Source organism: Sphingobium sp. UBA5915 (genome assembly GCF_002431195.1).
GTDB classification, from domain to species: Bacteria; Pseudomonadota; Alphaproteobacteria; order Sphingomonadales; family Sphingomonadaceae; genus Sphingobium; species Sphingobium soli.
This window is the reverse complement of the sequence record NZ_DJDV01000084.1, coordinates 37818-57744: the sequence shown is the minus strand read 5'-3', so window position 1 is coordinate 57744 and position 19927 is coordinate 37818. Positions and strand designations below refer to the sequence as shown.

Genomic DNA, 19927 nt, shown 5'->3' with positions numbered 1-19927 from the left:
CTGGTCTGCACTATCCAGCTTGCTACCAACGAAGGAGCAAGCTGTGACGTTCAAGAAAGGGCAGAGCGGAAATCCTGCGGGACGATCGCCTACGGTGATGCCGGATGGTCGGACCCTGACGGACGTTGCGCGGGAGCATACGCTGGAGGCCGTCAACTGTCTGGTGGCAATGGTAGCGGACGAAAAAGCGCCTCATGCTGCCAAGGTGTCTGCGGCGACGGCTCTGCTGGATCGTGGCTGGGGGCGTCCTCGTCAGGACCTGGGCGTCGACATCAAGTCGGATGCGTCGGTGGCGAAGATGCTGGAGGAGGCGCGGCGGCGGGCAGGGGGTTGAGCTATCGCTCCAGCTCGCTCATCATGCAACGCGCGCGTTCTTGGGGCAGAGAAATGAAGCTCAAGGTCTTGATCGTATTGGCCGCTCTTATGGGTTCATCGAACCTGCCCGCCAGCGCATCGGACACTCCTCGCTTTGACGGCAAAGCCCTATTGCAGCAGTGCGACAGCGCGGAGCCGCTAATCGCTATGTCTTGCTGGTCCTTCATCACCGGAGTTTTAGAAGGCTCGCTTGCCACGTCCGCCGCGCGAGAAGAGAAACCGATTATCTGTCTGCCCGAAGTCTACAGTCAGCGCATGATCCGAGACAGTGTGCTGGCTTGGATTCGGCTCAACGAACAATATCAACCATTGAGTTCCGGTCCCCTCGTTACACAGGCGATGAGAAGACAATTTCCTTGCAACTCCGACTAGCTTGACCCTTCCCATTTCATATAAAATGGCGTAACGTTCGTAACGCTGATTTGTATGGAAGGGCAAAGCGATGAAAGCCGTCGCCTATTACCGGGTATCCACCGCCGCGCAGGGCCGCTCTGGTCTGGGGCTAGAGGCTCAGCGGGAGGCCGTGGAGAGCCTATGCCGATCGAGGGGGTGGGAGCTTACCGCGCCGCCTTTCACCGAGATTGAGAGTGGCAAGCGCTCCGATCGCCCTGAGTTGGCGATGGCTCTGCACCGCGCGAAGGTGACGGGCGCAACGCTGGTCGTGGCGAAGCTGGATCGCTTGTCGCGCAATGTCGCGTTCCTCGCGGCGCTTCAGGACAGCGGCGTCAAGTTCGTGGCGGCTGACATGCCTGAGGCGAACGAGTTGACGGTGCATATCATGGCAGCCGTCGCCCAGGCAGAGCGCAAGGCCATCTCAAAGCGAACTCAGGAAGCCCTACAGGCGGCTAAGGCGCGCGGGCAGAGGCTTGGCAATCCCAATGGCGCGGCGGCTCTGAGACGGGCCGGGAAGGGCAATGCTGCCAGTGTTGATGCCATCAAGAGCGAAGCGGCAGCGAGGGCGGATCAGATGCGACCGGTGATTGAGGACATGCAGGCTCGCGGGATCACGTCACTGAGCGCGCTGGCGAAGGCTTTGAACGAGGGCGGATTCGTAACGGCGCGGGGAGGGCGTTGGCACGCGTCGTCGGTGCGCAATCTGGTGGTGCGGCTTTAAGCGGTTGCTGCTCCGCGCCTAATAGTTCGCCATAGCTCTTCGGCGCTGAGCCGGGCATTTTCGTCCAGCATGTCCCAGAAAATGCTAGCCCCGGATAAAGCTAGTTCGCTGGCCTCAACGAGCAGCGTCATTTCTTCAAGCATCGACGTGATATGGCCAAAAATCGGGCGCTCGCGCTCGATGTCGAATACGAGGTTATGCGCTAGATACTGGTCGCGAAAGTTTCGCATGAGTCTGATCCGGTTTGGCTCCTCGGCATCAAGCCTCAGCAGGGCAGCGTCAATTTGATCTAACGCACCTAGCGCAGCTCTCGCATTCTCGTCAGCGTTCCAACCATCCTCAAACCATGCCGATGCCCTGCGCGCCACTTCGTCCCGGACGCCGTGCAGTTGCGCGAGTTCGGCAAGCACCTTGAACGAAGCCCGATCGCTTCTTAGTGCGCCACCGCGACCGGAAGCATCGAAGGCACGCGTTACGATCATGATAGTTTCGTACAGTGCCGAATTAGCCAGCCTGTTGATGGCGCTGGCCCCTTCATTGCCGATCAGTGCTTGATCGCGAAGCGGGTTGTTCTGGTCATTATAAGACTGCCAGATGATCCAGAGCGGCCGTGAATTGACTACGCAGCGAGAATAGAGGGTGCGACTGAGATTAGCCATCCGGTCAACAATTTCGGCGGGCGTCATTTGGTCTTCCCTGGTCGATTCAATCGCCAGCCTATCACGCTACCCTCGCTCCACAAGGAGCGTGACGACAGTGACACCAGATGAAATTCGCCGCGAGGTCATAGCAGACCTCGCCCGCTTCACCCATGACCCATTGGGCTTCGTGCTGTGGGCCTTTCCATGGGGCGTGGAGGGCACGTCGCTCGCGAAGGAGGATGGTCCCGACCAATGGCAGCGCGACCAGCTCAGCGCGATCGGTGCGAGCCTTCAGGCCGATCCGTTCAAGGTCATACAGGACGCGACGGCATCGGGTCACGGCATCGGCAAATCCGCTGAGGTATCCTGGCTGATCCTGTGGGCCATCATGACGCGGGAAGATACGCGCGGCGTCGTCACGGCCAACACGGATACGCAGCTTCGAACCAAGACCTGGCCGGAATTGTCGAAATGGTATGCGCTCCTGCAATTCGACGTGCTGCGGGAGATGTTCAAGCTGGAGGCGACCAGTATTCATGCCGCTGATCCCGGCCATGAGCGGACATGGCGCATCGACGCAATTCCCTGGAGCGAACGCAACACCGAAGCCTTCGCGGGCCTCCACAACGCCGGCAAGCGCGTCATCCTGCTATTCGATGAGGCGTCTGCGATCATCGATCCCATTTGGGATACGGCGTCGGGCGGCCTGACGGACGCGGACACGGAAATCCTGTGGTTGGCCTATGGCAATCCGACCCGCAACACAGGGCGCTTCAAGGAGACGATCGCCGGGAGATTTCGCAGCCAATGGACCCACCGGCAGGTTGACGGCCGGAACGTGAAGCGAACCAACAAGGCGCTGCTTCAGACCTGGATCGACACCTATGGCGAGGATAGCGATTTCGTGCGCGTGCGCGTGAAAGGACAGTTTCCGCGTGCCGGCTCGACGCAGTTCATCTCGTCGGAAATCGTGCAACAGGCGCGCAAACGCGAAGCGGGGGAGGTTCTGCGCTCCGATCCATTGATCTTTGGCGTCGATATTGCCCGCTTTGGCGATGACCATTCCACCTTGGCCATCCGCCGTGGACGTGATGCCCGATCGATTGAATGGAAGCGGTGGCATGGAGCCGACACGATGCAGGTAGCTGGCGACATCGCTCTGGAGGCCCGGCGCTGGCATCCTGAAGCGATATTCGTGGACGTGGGCGCGATGGGTGCCGGTGTGATTGACCGCCTGCGCCAGCTTCAGGTGCAGAACGTCTTTGAGGTCAATTTCGGCGGCAAAGGTCGGGAGGTGGATTGGGCGACCGGCGTTCGCGTCAAAACCACCAACAAGCGCGCGGAAATTTGGACGAAGATGCGTGCCTGGCTGGCGACGGGGGCGATCCCCGATGAGGATGATTTGGAGGCAGATCTGACCGGGCCAGAATATGGCTATGGTCCTGACCAGGTGTCGATCCAGCTCGAACGCAAAAAAGACATGAAGGCGCGCGGCCTGCCTTCACCGGATGACGCGGACGCGCTGGCCTGCACCTTCGCTGAGATGGTCATGCCGGTTGATGTTCCTGGCTACCTCAATCCCGATCACTTCATGCCGACGCGGGATTATGACCGCTACAAGGAACTGGACGTGCTCGATGTCCGCTATCACTGATCGCGCGGTCTGTGGTGCCAAGCGGCGAAACGGGGAGCCTTGCCGCAAGCCGCCGATGGCGAACGGGCGGTGTCATCTGCATGGGGGGAGGACGCCAAAGCGCAGTCTAAAGATCCAAAGGGAATGAAGCCTTCAGCATCATTGCTTCATTGTCAGATTCGATCCGATAGGCAATCCCGTCGCCATCTGGTCCGCGTCGGAAGGCGGATTTAGGCAAGGCTGGGAAGCCCTCGCTGATCGCTTTGTCCTCGGCCGCTGTCATGCGCCACAATTTCCCAGCAATCCTTCTCACGTTGCCCCGTCGATTCAAGCTTGTCCCTCTGAACCCTATCGTCGCCTCCGACGATCCACAAAAGGAGTTTGGACGTGGCGGACAAAAAGGAATTTTCGGCGGCGGATTATGCCGCGCAGCGCGCTGCGCTCGATGAGCAAATCCGGGTTGCGGAGGACGATCATCACCGCGCCGGCTATCAGCAGGTGCTGGGCGAGGCGACCCAAGATGATGTCGATAAGGCGCTTGTCGCGCTTGATGCGCTGAAGTCCAAGCGCCGCACTCTGGAGGCGGCCTGGCAGGAGGCCCAGCGACGCGTTGCCGCTGCCAATGAGGCGCTGGCGAAGGCCGATCAGGAAAAATCCATCGCCGAATTCAACGGCCTTCTGGCTGCTCGCGTCGCATCGGCCGCAAAGATGGAGGAAGCCGCCAAGGTGCTGGGCGCGATGGTGACCGAATACCATGATGCCGGGGCGCGGCTGAAGGCAATCGCCGGCAGCCTTTTCAAAACCTACAGGCAAGAGCGCAGCCGGGACCATCTGTCACTGATCCACGCGAACCTGTCCGACACGCGCGACATAAACCTGCTCGCGGCGTTGCTCTATCGTGAGGGTTGCGACCTTTCGCATACTCGCCCGGCCACGGCGCGGTTCGAATATGAACGGATCGGCGGCATCGTGGCGCTGGTCGAACAAACCAACGGAAAGCTGCGGGATAGGGTGCTTAGCCTTTGTCCCGATCTGGAGGATGCCGCATGAGCCTCCAGCGCGCCTTGGTCGTTGTGCAGACGCCCTTTCCCGACAGCCGGTTGATCGCTCGTGGGGACGTGATCGAATGGGACGGCCTGGACTGGAAGATGGAGCCAACGGACGCGATCGAATGGGAGGCCTGGAACGCCAGCCATCGCGATGATGAGCGCGTCGCGGCAAATTTGCGCCGCGCGGGCAAGCTGGAGGATATGTCGCCGTTGGAGGACTTGCACGGGTCCAGCGAAACGGCGGCAAGCTCTGAAGGGGATCGGTGAGATGTGCGCTCCGGTAGCCACGCTGGCTTTAATCGGCTCGGCTGTGTCGGCTGCGGGCACCGGTTTCGCCGCACTCCAGGCTAATGCTCAATCCAACTATCAGGCCCGTGTGGCGGATCAGAATGCCAAGCTGGCGGCCGAGGCTGCGCGAACACAGCAGGATGCGACGCGGCAGGAACTTCAATCCCATTGGCGGCGGCAGGCACAGTTACAGGGGCAGCAGCGTGTTGCAATGGCGGCTGGTGGGCTGGACCTAGGCTTTGGCAATGCAGCCGATTTGCAGGCTGATACCGCCATGTTGGGGCGCGAAGATGCGCAGCGCATTATCGATCAGGGAGCCAACGCGGCTCGCGGTTTCGACATTGAGGGCGCGAATTATCGCTCAGAGGCGCAAGCTTCTCGTCAGGCGGCGTCGGGAGCGCTGGTGGGCGGGCTATTTGGCGTCGCCACTACTGCACTCGGCGGCGCGCAACAGTTCGGCCAGCTCAAGAAGCAGATAGGGAGCCGCTGATGCCTCGCATTCAAACCTACGGGGAGCCGCGAGTTGCTGCCGCCTCTCCTGTTCAAGCAAGGTTTCGCACTGCCGATAATGGCGGCGGCGCGGCCGGTGCCCTTGGTAAGGGCCTACAGGCGCTTGGTGCCAGTGTCGATCAGGTCGTGCAGGTGCGTGACGCGATCGATCAAAATGAACAGCAGCGACGCATTGTGGATTATCGCATCGCGGCGCGCGGCATTTTGTCGGATTACGTCAAGCTTGAAGGGCAAGCCGCGCTTGATGCTCGTGCTGGTGTTGACCAGCAATTGGATGCGCTCCGCAAGGAGGCGATGAGCGCTGGCAGTAACGATCGCGTTCGCAACATGCTGTCGGTGGGGTTGAAGCCTTATATCGCCGACGCACGCGCCCAGGCCGATCAGCATAATTTCTCGCAATTTAGCGTCGAACGGGACCGGACCTGGTCCTCTCGCTTGGCTTTAGCTGCCGATGATGCGGAAGCGGAAGCCGGCAGGGCGCCGGTGGCCAGCGCCGCTCATGTCGCGAACGGGCTGTCGGTGCTGGACGAGATGGCCTCCGGGCACGGATGGTCCAGCGAAACGCTCTCTTTCGAAAAGGAGAAATGGCAGTCTGCCGTTCACAAGCGGATCGCCAGCGGCATGACCCAGCGCGGCGAAATCACGCAAGCCGAAGCCTATATCAAAGCGCACGAAGGCAAATTTACCGCAGGTGATCTCGCTGGACTCATTGCGGATCTCAAAGGGCCACTTGATAAGCGCGCTGCCGCTGCTGACGTTGACCGTGCGACAGCGTTCGTGCGCGGCGGCTCGCCCGAAGCACCCGGCAAAGGTGAAGCGGTCAGCGATGGCGGTGCAATCGTTCGGTCCCTGTTCCCGCAGGCGCGCGTGACATCGACATATCGCGGGCCGGATCATCCGCTGTCGAAGGCCAATCCCAAATCGTGGCACACGAAAAGCCATGCTGCCGTCGATGTGGCCCCGATCAAGGGGATGACATTCGCTCAGTATGTTCAGAGCTTTGAGAAAGCGGGCTTCCGCGTGCTGGAGGCATTGGACGAGACCGGTAGCGGCAAGACGGCCCATGCGACCGGCGATCACTGGCATATCGTTCTCGGCAAGGGTGGCGGAGCGACCAGCGATGAGCCCAGGCGGATCGATCTGAAGGAGGGTTTCGCGCAAATTGAGCAATTGGCTCGGAATGAGGGCTGGGAGGTCGAGCGTAAAGAGCGCGCGATGGCTGAGCTTGAACAGCGCGCGCGGCGGAACGATCTCCTGATAGGACGCGAACAGGAAGATGCAGATGCCGAGGCTTCACGCATCGTTCTGGGGCTTGGTGCCGGCTTCACCGACATATCGCAAATCCCGCCATCGATCCGCGATCGGTTGAAGCCGCAGGCTCTGGAGGGCTATGTTGCCGCGGCGCGGCACAATTCAAAGCCGGCCGCGGTCCCTGCAAACAGCGCTACGGCAATGTCCCTGACTGTTCAGTCAATCATGGAGCCGGAGAAATTCGCCAAGGTCGGGCTAGGGGCCTTTGTCGGCAAGATCACGCCGGCCGAAATGGAGTCGTTCTTGGTCACTCAGGCGAAGATCATGCGCGAGGGTCCTGCCGGCCAGACGACGCGTATGCAGTCGGACATCACGTCAACGATCACGCTTTATGGCGGCCCGATCGGGCTCAGCAATCGGAGCAAGCCGGAAGAGCATGAGCGGTTTCTGCGCGTCTATAATTTGATGAAAGACGATTTGACGCGACTGACGGGCGGCAAGCGGCAGCCAACAGAGCAAGAGCTGTATCAGTCGTTCACAGCGGCAACCCGCAACGTGGTCATGCGGAAGGAGACAACGATTTTCGGGATTGGCACCGGGCGGGTCAACGATGTTGAAAAGCCCGTGTATGACTTGGAGGCGTCGGACATGCCGGCTTCTGTGAGAAGCAAGATCGTCGGAGCGTTCAAGCAGGTCTATGGTCGTGAACCTACCGATGGCGAGTTGTCGGAGCAGTTTCGGCGCGGCGAGGGGCGGTATTGGTAACTTCGAACCCGACGAAGGTCAGTGCCGTTTTCACGGATGGTGAAGCTGCCGCTAGCGCTGGCATCGCGATCATGAGGGCTCCCGCGAGCCAGGACCCCATTGCCGCATTCTGAAGCCATATTGGCCCACTGCGAACTTTCAGCGCTTCCTCAAGGTGGTCGTGGGCGCGCGCCATAGTTTCCTCTAGGGCTTGATACTCCTTCGATCGAGCCGGGTGTTTTGACAAAGTCACCGCCGTGTCGAGAGTTTGAGCGCGGGCGTCTAACTCTGCCGCTTTCACCAGAATACCATTTTGCTGACTGACCAGAGACAGTCCTGCGGATACTGTTCCTGCCAAGAATGCGACGCACGACCACGCCAATGAAGCAGCATCCACTCCCGGCATATCCTTGCCAATGTTCCAAGCGGTAACGAGGGAAGCCGCATTAGCTGCGACAAGTCCAAATCGCACTTGGGCGGTGATCTTGTCTGATTGCTCACGTTCGTGCAGCGCGATGTCCCAGGCTTTAGAGCGCTGGTCGGAGAGCATCTCAGTTAGCGCCGTGTGGCTGTCATAGGGACGCAGTGGCTCGCTCATCGTGTCAGGTAAAGCGACTCGTTCGGATTCATGCAAGAGGACATCGCCACATGGCTTATTATGTGCCATCCATGTGCCATGGAGCTGCCGGAAGCACGCGGAAAACCGAGGAAAACGGTGGAAAGCCGTGTTATAGCGGGATGGCCCAAATAGCCGGGCAAAGTGGGAGAATGCCCACCATAAGCGCCTGAAATGTCTTGAAAAATCTGGATGCCCGACGAGGATTCGAACCTCGATTGACGGAGTCAGAGTCCGTAGTCTTACCTTTAGACGATCGGGCACCGATCGTAAGCGGTTTCCCGCTCGGGAGGCCGCAGATAGGCGGCGGCAGGCGGGTGGTCAAGTGCTTTGTTTGGGCTGGTGCAGGAGCGCCTAATCGCGACGGCTTCAGCCCAGCGACAGCAGCTTGCGTCGCCGTTTGGCTTTCTTGTCGAGGCGGTCGGCGCCGATCACGGTGATGGTCGCGCGACGGTCCTTGAACTCGGGCGAGTCCATGATGGCGCGCAGCATGTCTTCCTTGGTCATGCCGTTGGCGATGAGGGCGCGATGATGGTCGAGGCCGGCGGGATCGGCACGACGGCCCAGTATCTGGATATAGAAGGCCTCAATGAAGGCATCACCGTCGAGCGCAAGAATGGCCGGCAGATCGACCGTCGCGGCCGGCGCGAGATTGAGCGCGACCGGACCGCCACTTGCGCCAGAAGGCGCCGTGCCGTCCTTGGCTGCGCTGTGGCGGCGGAGCATGTCGCCATCTTCAATCCGGGCGATCAATTGGTCGCAAATGTCGGACCGGTCGAGCAAGCCGGTGGCGAAGGCGAAGAGGTCGCGCGACCAGTCGTCCCAGTCAGCCCCGTCCTGTTCCACAACGCGCGCCTGTTCGCATTCGACGGCCTGGCGCACGGCGTCGGGCAGGTCGCTGTCGTTGAAATAGAGAAAGACGCCCTCCACCGCGCTGAAGGTCGCGAGGATTTCGCGCGTGGCAGGGATGTCGCGGGCGACCACCGGCTTGCCGAGCGCCAGCGCGTGCATCACCGACAGACCGAAGCCCTCATAATAAGAAGGCAGGATGATGACGCTGCTGGACGCGAAAATCTCGTTCATCTCGACGTCGGGAATGACGCCGGCGTGAAGTTGGCGCACGTTGGAGGGCATGTCATCGCCGCCCTTGCCCATGACAAGGACCGACAGGCTGGGGATGGCTTCGCCTAGGATACGGGCAGATGCGCTTGATGCCTTGTGCGCGAAATGATTGCCGAGCACCAGCGCATGGTCGCGGCGCAGTTCCAGTCCTTCATAGCGCGCCGCGTAGGCCGAGGGGCGGGTAGGCAGAAGGCGGGTATGGACCTGCGCGCCAAAGCGCCGGGGAAAGCGATGCCGGAATGTTTCTTGCGAAAAACGGCTGATGAAGAAGAGGCCGTTGGCGTTGCGGGCTACATAGGACCAGAGGGTCTGCACGTCATTGTCGGCGCGCAGATTGCCGCAGTCGAGCGCAATGACGTCGAGCATGCCATAGATATTGACCGGGGCGAGATGCTCCATGACGCTGATCTGGTCGAGTTCGAAGGGCTGGCCAAAGAAGATCGACACGGCATAGCCCGGCGTCACATCGGTACGCAGCCGCACATGGTCCAGGCGGTCGATGCCATGGAATTCTGCGACGGACCGTTTGCAGATGATATGCAGTTCGAACCCGTCCTGCGGCTGGCGATCAAACCAGCGGATGAAGTTCATGATGAGTTCGTTGGTGCCATTGTGATGATGGCCGACGCTGAGCAGATTGAGCGCGATCTTGAGCTTGCTGTCGACAGTCGGCACGAGGTTCGCCATCTGGGCGATCGCGCGATATTCAGCCGATGCTTCATGCGCCCAGACCAGGGGCAGGAATTCAGGATGGCGCGCATCGATCATGCGCAGATTGGCCTGTTGCTGGCCCTTATAGTCAATGTCGTGCAGCTTGAAGGAGGCTGAACCGGCATGATAAGCGAAGGCGTGATTGGCGAGCACGGCGCGAAAGCCGACCTTGCCCGCCCGCATGACGAGGTCATTTTCCTCCTCATAGCCAACGCCGAAATCCTCATCGAGATAGCCGAAATTGGCGACCACCTGCCTTGAAATGAGCAAATAGAAGCCAACGGCGGTCGGCGCGAAGCTGTAGCGGGGAAGGTGCCGGTGTACCGATTCCCAGGCGATATGGCAGATTTCCGGCGTCGTCGCGATGCCTGACAAATTATGCGGCGCGGGCGGAAAGGTCGCTAGCGCGGCATTGTTGGAGCGCGGACAGACGAAGCCGATCTGCGGGTCGGCATGCAGCACGGCCAGCATTTCCGACAATGTGCCGGGATAGGTCAGCGTGTCGCTGTTGACGAGCAGGGCAGCACGCCGGTCGCGGCGCGCCATCGCCAATCCTTTGTTGACGCTCCGCACGAAGCCGAGGTTTTCGGGATTGCGGATGTGGACGTCGATCAGGCCTTCGGCATGACATTGACGCAGATAGGCATCGACCGCCTGATCATCGGGCGAATCGTTGATCGCGATCAGTCGAGGATTGTGATCGCGGATCTCGTCGAGATTCCGGACAAGGGAGTCCAGGCAGGCCCGGACCATGTCGACGTTTCGATAAATGGGAAGAATGATATCGAGCGTCATCGATGGTCCTGCGTGGCCTGCCCGGCGATTGAAGGATCAGCCAGCCAGGGCGGCGCGCGCCACCAGAGGACGCCACCAGTCCTGATTGTCCAGGAACCAGTTGAGCGTATCGGCAAAGCCCTGTGGGAAATCGCGCGAAGGTTCATAGCCCAGTTCGCTGCGGATCTTCGTTTCGTCGATCGCGTAGCGGCGATCATGGCCCTTGCGGTCCTGCACATAGGTCATGAGTTCGGCCGACGGGCGGCCGTGGGCGGCCGGCGCATCGGGGAATACCGACGCGAGTGCGGGATTGCGCGCAAAGGCCTCGTCAACGCCGCGACAGATTTCCTTGATAACCTCGATATTGGGCAGTTCCTGCCCGCCGCCGACATTATAGGTCTCTCCGATCCGGCCCTTGCGCATGATCAGTTCGATGCCGATGCAATGATCTTCGACATGCAGCCAGTCGCGGATATTCATGCCGTCGCCATAGATGGGCAGATTCTTGCCCGACAGCGCATTGAGCGTGAAGAGCGGGATCAGCTTTTCGGGAAACTGGTAGGGACCATAATTGTTCGAGCAATTGCTGGTCGTCGTTTCCAGGCCATAGGTGTGGTGATAGGCGCGTACCAGATGGTCCGACCCCGCCTTCGACGCGGAATAAGGCGAATTGGGAGCATAAGGCGTGGATTCGCTGAACGCGGGATCATCGAGTTCCAGCGTGCCATAGACTTCGTCGGTCGAGACATGATGGAAACGGTGGGGCCGGCCGGTGCCCTTGTCGAGCCAGGCGGCTTTGGCGGCTTTCAGGAGGCTGTGGGTGCCGATGACATTGGTGGTGACGAAGGCGTCGGGGCCCGTGATCGAACGGTCGACATGGCTTTCGGCGGCAAAGTGGACGATGGTGTCGACATCGTGATCGGCAATGAGTTGCGACACAAGCGCGGTGTCGCAGATGTCGCCTTCGACCAGGGAAACGTCCGGTACGTCTGCAATGTTGGCGGGGTTGCCCGCATAGGTCAGGGCGTCGAGCACGACGATCCCGTCATTGGGCGACACCTTGCGCCAGTGGCGGACGAAATTCGCGCCGATAAAGCCTGCGCCCCCGGTAATGATCAGATTGGCCATGTGCCTTCTCTTTCGCTCCCTAGCTGATCCGCGCGCCACCGATGGACGCAGGGATGATATGAAGATCCGCTTCGTCCAAGCGGTATATATATGTCGACCGGACTTCGCACTTGCCGCAAAGTCGCGCTATTCGCAATTGCGATACGCCTCGAACAGTGCGTCTTTTTATCCTCTAGCCTGCGGACAGCATGACAAGGCCGACTCCCAGCATACGCGGATCGACCACGATGCCGTGAGATGCTGGGCTGACAGGCGCCTCATGCTGGAACTGGAACAGAATATCTCCATTACCGATACAGGAAGGGGGGAGACGCAACCGGACAACCCGGTGCACTGCGTCAAGCTGATGAGATCCCAGAAAATAGCCGTTGGCGCTTATATCGACTTGGGGGCGGTCCATGCCGTCTGCCAGAAAGCAGAATAAAGAGAGACTAACCGTTACATAGCCGCCATGCCAGCGATCGAGCGCGAAGCGCAATGCGTGGATAGAATTGCTGCCCCATACGCCCCAAGGTTCGCGCACATGCCAGCCGCTTGCAAGGTATACGTCGGGATCGGGCTCGCACGTTTTCGTGCCGGACCCGAAATAAACCGGGACATTGCGGGGAAGCACAGGGAAGCCCGCTGCCGACCATTGGATGGCCGGATCAGACCCGGGTGCGCCGTCAAGCCGGCGTGATAGGGTTTCCGCGAGGACCAACTCAACCAGATGCTGCACCTGATCGAGCCGACTGCTGCTATCCGCAAGCCTGGCCTCAATGGCGTCGAGGCGAGCGGCAAGCGCCGCTTCGGGGGACGCTTTAGATTCGTTCTTTTCGTCCGCGTGGTTCAAGAGGGGGTAGATCCGTTCAAAATGCGATCCTGATGGCGGGCAAAAGGGGCGCTGTCACGGTGTTTTTGTGCTGGCGACCTCATCCTTCGGGCATTTCGACGATGCGGTCGGCCAGCCGTTCCGCTTCGCGCAGATCATGCGTCACATAGAGAATGGGCAGGCGCAATTCGTCGCGCACGCGTTCGATCAGGTGCAATATTTCCGCGCGGCGAGCGCGATCGACCCCCGTCAGCGGTTCGTCCATCAGCAGGAAGCGGGGGGCGGAGAGGAGGGCGCGGCCGATGGCGACGCGCTGCGCTTCGCCACCCGACAGAGTGGACGGCATGCGGTGGAGCAGGTGGCCGATGCCCAGAAAAGCCAGCACGTCCTCTTCCGACAGCGCGCCGCCCGGACGGCGACCGTAGCGCAGGTTTCGATCCACGCGCATATGCGGAAACAGGCGCAGGTCCTGAAACAGATAGCCGGAATGGCGGTCTGCGGCTGGCCGGTCGATGCCGCTCGCGCTGTCGAACAAGGTTTCGCCATCGATGCGGATATGGCCTTCATCGGGGGCGAGCAGGCCGGCGACCATGTTGAGGATGCTGGTCTTGCCAACGCCCGATGGGCCGGTCAGCGCGATCAGGCGCGCGTCGGCGATGCAGTCGAGCGCGATGGTGCGGTCGCCCAGACGGCGGCGCAGGCGCAGGTCAAAGGACATGGGGCATGCGTCCCTGCGTCGCGCGGCGGGCGAGCAGTTCCGAGATCAAAAGCGCGCCCAACGACAGCAGCACGGAAATGATCGCAAAGCGGCTCACGGCGGCTTCGGCGCCGGGCACCTGAAGCGCCGCATAGATGGCGATGGGCAAGGTGCGGGTTTCGCCGGGAATGTCGGATACGAAGGTGATAGTCGCACCGAATTCCCCGATCGACCGCGCGAAGCCCAGCATCGCGCCGGCAAAGATGCCCGGCAAGGATAGCGGCAGCGAAATGGACAGGAAGCGGCGCAGCGGCGAAGCGCCCAACGTCTGCGCCGCCTGTTCCAGCCGCCGATCGACCGATTCAATCGACAAGCGCATCGCGCGCACCATCAGCGGCATCGCCATGATCGCAGCGGCCAGCGCCGCCCCGGTCCAGCGAAACAACAAGGTGACGCCGAACCATTGATCGAGCCGGCTGCCGATCGGGCCGTTGATGCCGAACAGCAGCAACAGCAGCCAGCCGGTGACGACCGGCGGCACGACCAGAGGCAGATGCACCAGCGCGTCAAGCAGCAGCTTGCCCGGAAAGCGCCAGCGCGCCAATATCCAGGCGAGTGCGAAGGCAATCGGCAACATGACAGCGACCGCGACCAGGCTGACCTTCAACGACAGGCCGATGACCGTCCAGTCCTGCGGTGACAGGGTAAAATCCATCGCCGGTGGTTGGGCGATTGCCGTTCGCGCGTCAAGCAAGCGCAACCATGGTTAGCGCGGTTGCACTGCATCGGCGCGCTGGTGTAGCGCGCCCGCGACGATAGGCCCGTTTGGATGGGACAGCGCCATGAAATCTCTGATTGCCTTCGACCTTGATGGAACCCTGGCGCTGAGCAAGCAGCCGCTGGAATCGGATATGGCCCAGGCGCTGGCCGACCTGCTGACCGTCGCGCATGTTGCGGTCATTTCGGGCGGCGACTGGCCGCAATTCGACAAGCAGGTGGCGAGCCGCCTGCCGGCGCACGCCGATCGATCGCGCCTGTGGCTGATGCCGACGACGGGGACCAAGCTGTATACGCATGGCGCGGATGGCTGGTCGGCCGTCTATGCCGAATTGTTCGACGCCGCGCAGAAGGCGAAGATATTAGCCGCGTTCGACGCGGCGCTGGCCGCGACCGGGTTCGTGCCCGAGCAGACTTGGGGCGAGCGGATCGAGGACCGTGGCAGCCAGATCACCTTTTCCGCGCTGGGCCAGCAGGCACCCATTCACGCCAAGGAATCATGGGACCCGGACTTCGCCAAGCGAAAGCTCATTCAGGCCGATTTGCGCCAGCGCCTGCCCGGCCTGTCGATCAACATGGGCGGTGCGACGTCCATCGACATCACGCGCGAGGGCGTGGACAAGGCCTATGGCCTGCGCAAATTGCGCGATGCCAGCGGGATCGCGCTGGACGCGATGATGTTCATTGGCGACGCCATCTTTCCGGGCGGCAATGATTATCCCGCCAAGCAACTGGGCCTGGACACGGTGCGCGTGCGCGACCCGCAGGAAACGCTGGCGGTGATCGCCGCCATCATCTCCTGCCAGAAATAAGGCTTACGGTGCGCTGAACCCATAGCGCGCGAGGATCGCGTGGCCGGTCGGGGACAGGAGGAAGCGGCGGAAAGCCTCCGCATCCCGGTGCCGACTGCCGGCCAGGCGCGCCAGCGGATAGCGGATCGGCGGATGGCTGCCGGTGGGGAAGGCGCCGACGATCGACACGCCATTGCCGGCGCGCGCGTCGGTTGCATAGACGATGCCGAGCGGCGTCGCGCCGCGTTCCACCAGCGCCAGCGCGGCGCGTACATTATCGGCGCGTGCGACCTTGGGTGCGACCGAAGGCCAGACGCCCAGCGCGGTCAGTGCCGCCTTACCATATTTGCCGGCGGGCACGCTGTCGGGGTTGGCCATGGCGAGCCGGCCTTTGCCCAGCGTACGTGCGATCGGCATGTTGCGGCCGATACGCAGCGACACGCGCCTGCCGGCCGGGCGGATGAGGACCAGCCGGTTGCCGGCAAGGTCCGCGCGCGTGCCGCGCTTCACGAAGCCGGCCTTTTCCACATCGTCCATCCAGTCTTCGTCGGCGGACAGGAACAGGTCGGCGGGGGCACCGGCGCGGATCTGTCGCGCGAGCGCGGAGGACCCTGCAAAGGAGAGGACGGGGCGCGGATGGCCGCGCGCGGCCCAGGCATCAGCCGCGGCGGTCATCGCCTCCTGCATGCTCGCGGCGGCCAGTAGCAGCGGCCCGCGCTCCTGCGCAGCGGCGGGCGAAAGGGGAGCGATCAGCAGCGCAAGAAGCGCGAGGATACGGAGCAAGGGATTCGACATGCGCGCACTGTGTCGATGCGGGGGCCGAAAGCAAGGCAGGCGCCTCCACTTTTGTCCGGGCGCGGCATCGGCTAGGACCCGGGCCATGACCGTTCGCCGCAGCGATACCGCCTGACCATGGCCATTGTGCGAAGCCTGTGTGGGGAATGTGCCGTGGGCTGCGGTATTCGCGCCGTGACCGGCGAGGAACGCAGCCTGCACCTGGAGGGTGATTCGGCGCATCCGGCCAATGGCGGATTGCTGTGCGCGAAGGCGAAACGGCTGCGCGATGGCTGCGCGCTCGACGGGCGATTGCTACATCCGCTGGTGGAGGGGCGCAGGCAGGGCTGGGAGCGGACGATCGCGCTGCTGGCGCGGCGGCTGGCGGCGGTGTTGTTGCGCCATGGTCCGGGCAGCGTGGCGCTGCATGTCGGTGGCGGGATGCCGACCGAGGATTATTATGTCGCCAACAAGCTGATGAAGGGCTTTTTCGGGTCCGCGCATATCCATGCGCCCTGGCGCGGCGCGATCGATCGGTTGCACCGCGCGGCCTTTGGCGAGGACGTCATGCCGGCGAGTTTTGAGGATATCGGCAGCGCAGGCCTGATCCTGATGATCGGTGACGCACTGGTGACGGATCATCCCGTGCTATTCGACCGGGTGCAGGCCATGCGAGCGGAAAGCGGCGTGCGCCTCGTGCTCGTCGCGCCGGCCGGGGCCGGGGCCGGGCTGGACGTGGATCTGCACTTGCCCGTGGCGCAAAAGGCCATCGCGCCCTTGCTGCGCGGATTGCTGTTGCATGTCCATGATGCCGACATGGGTCAGGCGGATGGGCGCCCGCCTGCACTGGCCCCGCCCGATTTCTGGCAATCGCTGCGCCCCGGCCATGACATCTGGTCGGTAGCGCGGACATGCGGGCTGTCGCCGCAAGGCGTGCGCGATTTCTATGATCTGTGGGCATCGCAGGATCGCGTCTTGTCGCTGTTCAGCGCAGAGGATGCGGCGATCTCCACTGCGATCCTGAACCTGCATCTGGTGACAGGGCGGATCGCCCGGCCGGGCGCGGGGCCGTTCGCGCTGGGGCGGGCGGCGAATGGGATGGGCGCGCGCGAGGTTGGGTGCCTGGCCGACACTTTGGCGGCGCATCGGGATTTTACGCCCGACAGCATTGTCGATGCGCAACGTTTCTGGGGCGCGCGCACCATGGCGCAGGCGCCTGGGCTGGAGGGCGAGGCGCTGTTGCAGGCGATCCGCGACGGGGCTGTGCGCGCGCTGATCAGCATTGGCGACGAAGCAGGTGCTATGGACTGGCTGGCGCAGGCGCGGTCGGGCGTCACCCTGTCGATCCGCGCCAGCACGTGCGCGGACGCGGCGGCGGACGGGTGGACCGCGCTGCTGCCAGCTCCGGTCGGGATAGAGCAGGACGGGACGATGACCGCGCTTGATCGGCTGGTGAGCCGGCAGCGCCGTCTGTTCGACCTGCCGGGCGAGGTGCGATCCGGCTGGTGGATGATGACCCGGATCGCGCAGGCGATGGGATGGGGCGACGCCTTTCATTATGAGCGGCCGGCGGATATTTACCGCGAGCATGTGCGGCTGACCGCTTATGGCAACATCGGCGAACGGGTGCTGAACCTCAAGCGGCATGCGCCCATTTCCAACCCGGCCTATGCCGAACTCACGCCCTGGCGCTGGGGTGAGGTGCCGTTCGATGACGGGCGGTTCCCGACGCCGGACGGGCGGGCGCGATTATTGCCGCTTCAGCTGTCGTCGGACGCGGCGATGGACTGAAGATGCGCGAGCAGCGCGTCGCCATTGGCCTGCCAGGTAAAGCGCAGCGCGGATTCGCGGACGGCGGCCTGCGCCGGTGGATTGTCGAGGATCGCGCGTATGGCGGCGGCAATGGCTTCGGGATCGCGCTCCACGATCCGGCCCGCTTCCGCCCGGTCGAGCAATTCGCGCGCGCCGCCCACATCGCTGATGACGATGGGCGTGCCGCAAGCAAGCGATTCGACCCAGGCATTGGCCAGGCCTTCTGATTCGGACACCAGCGCCATTACGTCCGCTGCTGCGAAAATGCGTGGCAGCTTGTGGTGGGGGACTGAACCCAGAAATCCGATCCGCCGCTCGACACCCAATTCCTGCGCCAGCGTTTCGAGCGTGCGGCGATATTGACCCTGGCCCGCGAGCAGCAGCGTCACGTCGGGCAAATGCGGCAATGCGCGCACCAGCAGGTCTTGCCCCTTGCGCGGGATCAGCGCGCCGACGCTCAGCACGACAGGGCCGTTGAAATCCAGCGCAGCCTTCGCCGCCTGCCGATCGGTGAGTTCGAACGTGTCGAGATCGACCCCGGTATAATGGACGCGGATTTTGTCGGCATCGATGCCCATGCGCGCCATCGACCGGCGCATTGCGTCAGATACGGCGAGCAGGCCGGCCGCGTCATCAGCCGCCTGGCGCACCAGCTTGCGCGTCGCGGGCTGCGTGCCCCAATGATGAATGTCCGCGCCGCGCGCCTTGACCGAATAGGGGATGCCCAGCGCCTTTGACAGGCGACGGGCGACCGGGCCGTCGGGAAAGAAGAAGCTGGCGTCGATGACGTCGAAGGGACGCTGTGCGTGCAGGCGGCGCACCAGCGGCAGGATGGCGCGCGTCATCGCGCCGACATTGGTGCGGCCGCCAATTTTCGGGATGGTGCGGAAGACCGGGCGATAGACGGTGACTTCGCGCCAGCGTTCCTTGCGCGGCAGTGCGCGCAAGGCGGCATAGCCGGGGGCGAGCGAAAAGGGCCAGATTGGGATGCCCACCGGCGCGATGACGGTCACGTCCGCTTGCGGGCGGCTGGCCAGCTCGCGCGCCTGGCGTTCGACGAAGACGCCGAAATTGGGGCGGCTCATGTCCGGAAAGAGGGTCGAGAGCGTAAGGACGTTGAGTGTCATGACCCCTCTTTGGATGCACAGCTTTGATACATGGTTAAGCGCGGAGCGACCAATTGGCTAGAGACGTCGGACGAGCTGTTCGGCAACCGCCGCCCAGGGCGGATCGGTGACGACCAGCTGGCGCGTGCCGGAACCAAGCGGGAGGAGCTGCAACCGGTCGCCTTCGCGCCCGATCAGGCGACCGAACAGGAAACGGCCCGCTGGGCGCGGCAGCAATATGTCGCGATTGAGCGCCGCGCCATAGTCCGGCGGGGCGATGCGGCGGCACCAGATCGCGTCGCCGGCGCGATAATCGCCGATACTGGCGCCGACATGCACGCCGACCATGCCATCGGACGCGATCGGCGGGGGGAAAGCGAGCGGCCGGGTCGGGGCGCGCACGCCGTCGGGGCCCAGCAATGCCGCCACGGCGATTTCGCTGTGGCCCGGCAGGGCGACCAGTTCGGCGCTGGTGATGCCCAGAGCCAAGGCGATGCGGTTGAGCCAATTGACCGAAACCGTGCGGGTGCCGGTTTCCAGCCGCCCGATGGTTTGCGCCGTGGTCGGCGGATCGCAGAGCGCGCCGACCTGTGCGAGCGTCAGCCCCTTCGCCTTGCGGACTTCACGGATGCGGGTGATCATGGCACTGTTCCGTATAACCTATTTGGTTTCCCCTTTCCTACAGGTTATCCCCCATGGCAAGTCCAATCGCCTTGAAGTCCGAAGCGAGGGAGATGTCGATGGCCAGCCATGTCCAACAGATGATTGAGGATCCTGAGGGGGTTCGCCAATCGGTGCTGGTGCATTTGGGCGAATCGCCGCTCGCCTGGCTGCGGTCGCGCGGGCGGCTGAGCGAGCGGCATTTCGTTGCGGGCGATATGTTGCGAAACGACTGGGAGCGGGCGGGGCTGGGTGCGCGGGTCACGATGCGCTGGGACGCGGCGGCGCGGGATGGCGGGCGGCGAGGGCCAAGCCGGCCCGCTGATCCCACGCTGGCGCAAATGGCAGCGCGCGAACGGTTCGATGGCGCGATCCGGGCGGCGGGGCCGGGGCTGGCCGACATTCTCTGGCGCGTCGCTTGCGCGGGCGAAGGGCTGGCTGCGGCGGAAAAGGCGCTCTGCTGGCCCAGCCGCGCTGGCAAGCTGGTGCTGACGCTGGCGTTGGACCGGGTCGCGGACTGGTATCGGGTGCCGTGAGGGCGCG

Annotated in this window: 22 protein-coding genes and 1 tRNA gene; 12 read left to right on the top strand and 11 right to left on the bottom strand. The window is 62.9% G+C overall.

What is annotated here, in order from left to right; translation table 11 throughout:
- Nucleotides 1-43 precede the first annotated feature (43 nt).
- The 3 genes from B2V90_RS14180 to B2V90_RS14170 all read left to right on the top strand — a co-directional run bounded on the left by B2V90_RS14180 (nt 44) and on the right by B2V90_RS14170 (nt 1489).
- Nucleotides 44-334: a hypothetical protein gene (locus B2V90_RS14180; protein WP_293921820.1), complete on the top strand. Its 291-nt coding sequence runs from the start codon at nt 44-46 to the stop codon at nt 332-334.
- A gap of 53 nt (nt 335-387) precedes the next feature.
- Nucleotides 388-747 carry a Rap1a/Tai family immunity protein gene (locus B2V90_RS14175; RefSeq protein ID WP_293921818.1) on the top strand — a complete coding sequence of 120 codons (360 nt, stop codon included), beginning with the start codon at nt 388-390 and terminating at the stop codon, nt 745-747.
- 70 nt (nt 748-817) lie between these two features.
- Nucleotides 818-1489 (top strand): recombinase family protein, encoded by a 672-nt coding sequence (locus tag B2V90_RS14170; RefSeq protein WP_293921816.1) that lies wholly within the window; start codon nt 818-820, stop codon nt 1487-1489.
- Here the strand turns inward: B2V90_RS14170 and B2V90_RS14165 are convergent.
- Complete coding sequence (locus B2V90_RS14165) at nt 1486-2175, bottom strand: hypothetical protein (RefSeq protein WP_293921814.1); 690 nt, start codon at nt 2173-2175, stop codon at nt 1486-1488. The two genes, B2V90_RS14170 and B2V90_RS14165, sit on opposite strands and share 4 nt — an antisense overlap.
- 70 nt (nt 2176-2245) lie before the next feature.
- Between B2V90_RS14165 and B2V90_RS14160 the strand changes: the two genes are divergently transcribed.
- The 6 genes from B2V90_RS14160 to B2V90_RS14140 all read left to right on the top strand — a co-directional run bounded on the left by B2V90_RS14160 (nt 2246) and on the right by B2V90_RS14140 (nt 7626).
- Nucleotides 2246-3784 carry a terminase gene (locus B2V90_RS14160; protein WP_293921812.1) on the top strand — a complete coding sequence of 513 codons (1539 nt, stop codon included), beginning with the start codon at nt 2246-2248 and terminating at the stop codon, nt 3782-3784.
- Nucleotides 3690-3911: an HGGxSTG domain-containing protein gene (locus B2V90_RS23180; RefSeq protein ID WP_414711607.1), complete on the top strand. Its 222-nt coding sequence runs from the start codon at nt 3690-3692 to the stop codon at nt 3909-3911. Before B2V90_RS14160 ends, B2V90_RS23180 begins: the two co-directional genes overlap by 95 nt.
- A gap of 239 nt (nt 3912-4150) precedes the next feature.
- The gene (locus B2V90_RS14155; RefSeq protein WP_293921810.1) at nt 4151-4813 is read left to right on the top strand and encodes a hypothetical protein; all 663 of its coding nucleotides are present in this window, start codon (nt 4151-4153) and stop codon (nt 4811-4813) included.
- A complete protein-coding gene (locus B2V90_RS14150) occupies nt 4810-5079 on the top strand; it encodes a hypothetical protein (protein WP_293921808.1) in 270 nt (89 codons plus the stop codon). Before B2V90_RS14155 ends, B2V90_RS14150 begins: the two co-directional genes overlap by 4 nt.
- Before the next feature lies 1 nt (nt 5080).
- A complete protein-coding gene (locus B2V90_RS14145) occupies nt 5081-5590 on the top strand; it encodes a virion core protein, T7 gp14 family (RefSeq protein ID WP_293921806.1) in 510 nt (169 codons plus the stop codon).
- Nucleotides 5590-7626, top strand: a complete 2037-nt coding sequence (locus tag B2V90_RS14140; protein ID WP_293921803.1) for a hypothetical protein — start codon at nt 5590-5592, stop codon at nt 7624-7626. Before B2V90_RS14145 ends, B2V90_RS14140 begins: the two co-directional genes overlap by 1 nt.
- Here the strand turns inward: B2V90_RS14140 and B2V90_RS14135 are convergent.
- The 7 genes from B2V90_RS14135 to modB form a co-directional block, all read right to left on the bottom strand.
- Nucleotides 7571-8272 (bottom strand): hypothetical protein, encoded by a 702-nt coding sequence (locus B2V90_RS14135; protein WP_293921801.1) that lies wholly within the window; start codon nt 8270-8272, stop codon nt 7571-7573. The two genes, B2V90_RS14140 and B2V90_RS14135, sit on opposite strands and share 56 nt — an antisense overlap.
- A 138-nt stretch (nt 8273-8410) precedes the next feature.
- Nucleotides 8411-8484, bottom strand: a tRNA-Gln gene (locus B2V90_RS14130).
- 106 nt (nt 8485-8590) lie between these two features.
- Nucleotides 8591-10849: a glycosyltransferase gene (locus B2V90_RS14125; RefSeq protein ID WP_228221710.1), complete on the bottom strand. Its 2259-nt coding sequence runs from the start codon at nt 10847-10849 to the stop codon at nt 8591-8593.
- Between the two features lie 36 nt (nt 10850-10885).
- Nucleotides 10886-11956, bottom strand: a complete 1071-nt coding sequence (gene rfbB, locus B2V90_RS14120) for a dTDP-glucose 4,6-dehydratase (RefSeq protein WP_009820892.1) — start codon at nt 11954-11956, stop codon at nt 10886-10888.
- A gap of 172 nt (nt 11957-12128) precedes the next feature.
- Nucleotides 12129-12788, bottom strand: coding sequence for a hypothetical protein (locus B2V90_RS14115; RefSeq protein WP_228221709.1), 660 nt, complete (start codon nt 12786-12788; stop codon nt 12129-12131).
- Between the two features lie 79 nt (nt 12789-12867).
- On the bottom strand, nt 12868-13485 hold the full coding sequence (locus tag B2V90_RS14110) for an ATP-binding cassette domain-containing protein (RefSeq protein ID WP_228221708.1): 618 nt from the start codon (nt 13483-13485) through the stop codon (nt 12868-12870).
- Nucleotides 13475-14179, bottom strand: coding sequence for a molybdate ABC transporter permease subunit (gene modB, locus B2V90_RS14105; protein ID WP_228221707.1), 705 nt, complete (start codon nt 14177-14179; stop codon nt 13475-13477). The genes B2V90_RS14110 and modB overlap by 11 nt, the downstream gene beginning before the upstream one ends.
- 127 nt (nt 14180-14306) lie before the next feature.
- Here modB and B2V90_RS14100 point away from each other — a divergent pair, with 127 nt between their 5' ends.
- Nucleotides 14307-15053, top strand: coding sequence for an HAD-IIB family hydrolase (locus B2V90_RS14100; protein WP_228221706.1), 747 nt, complete (start codon nt 14307-14309; stop codon nt 15051-15053).
- Nucleotides 15054-15056: 3 nt separating this feature from the next.
- Here B2V90_RS14100 and modA read toward each other — a convergent pair whose 3' ends face one another.
- Nucleotides 15057-15827 (bottom strand): molybdate ABC transporter substrate-binding protein, encoded by a 771-nt coding sequence (gene modA, locus B2V90_RS14095; protein ID WP_228221705.1) that lies wholly within the window; start codon nt 15825-15827, stop codon nt 15057-15059.
- Between the two features lie 117 nt (nt 15828-15944).
- Between modA and B2V90_RS14090 the strand changes: the two genes are divergently transcribed.
- Nucleotides 15945-17597: a molybdopterin-dependent oxidoreductase gene (locus B2V90_RS14090; protein WP_228221704.1), complete on the top strand. Its 1653-nt coding sequence runs from the start codon at nt 15945-15947 to the stop codon at nt 17595-17597.
- Here the strand turns inward: B2V90_RS14090 and B2V90_RS14085 are convergent.
- Both B2V90_RS14085 and B2V90_RS14080 read right to left on the bottom strand, forming a co-directional pair.
- Nucleotides 17567-18745, bottom strand: a complete 1179-nt coding sequence (locus tag B2V90_RS14085; RefSeq protein WP_228221703.1) for a glycosyltransferase — start codon at nt 18743-18745, stop codon at nt 17567-17569. The genes B2V90_RS14090 and B2V90_RS14085 overlap by 31 nt on opposite strands.
- 57 nt (nt 18746-18802) lie before the next feature.
- Nucleotides 18803-19366, bottom strand: a complete 564-nt coding sequence (locus B2V90_RS14080) for a helix-turn-helix domain-containing protein (protein WP_228221702.1) — start codon at nt 19364-19366, stop codon at nt 18803-18805.
- 98 nt (nt 19367-19464) lie between these two features.
- Between B2V90_RS14080 and B2V90_RS14075 the strand changes: the two genes are divergently transcribed.
- Nucleotides 19465-19920, top strand: a complete 456-nt coding sequence (locus B2V90_RS14075; RefSeq protein WP_228221701.1) for a DUF6456 domain-containing protein — start codon at nt 19465-19467, stop codon at nt 19918-19920.
- Nucleotides 19921-19927: the final 7 nt, after the last annotated feature.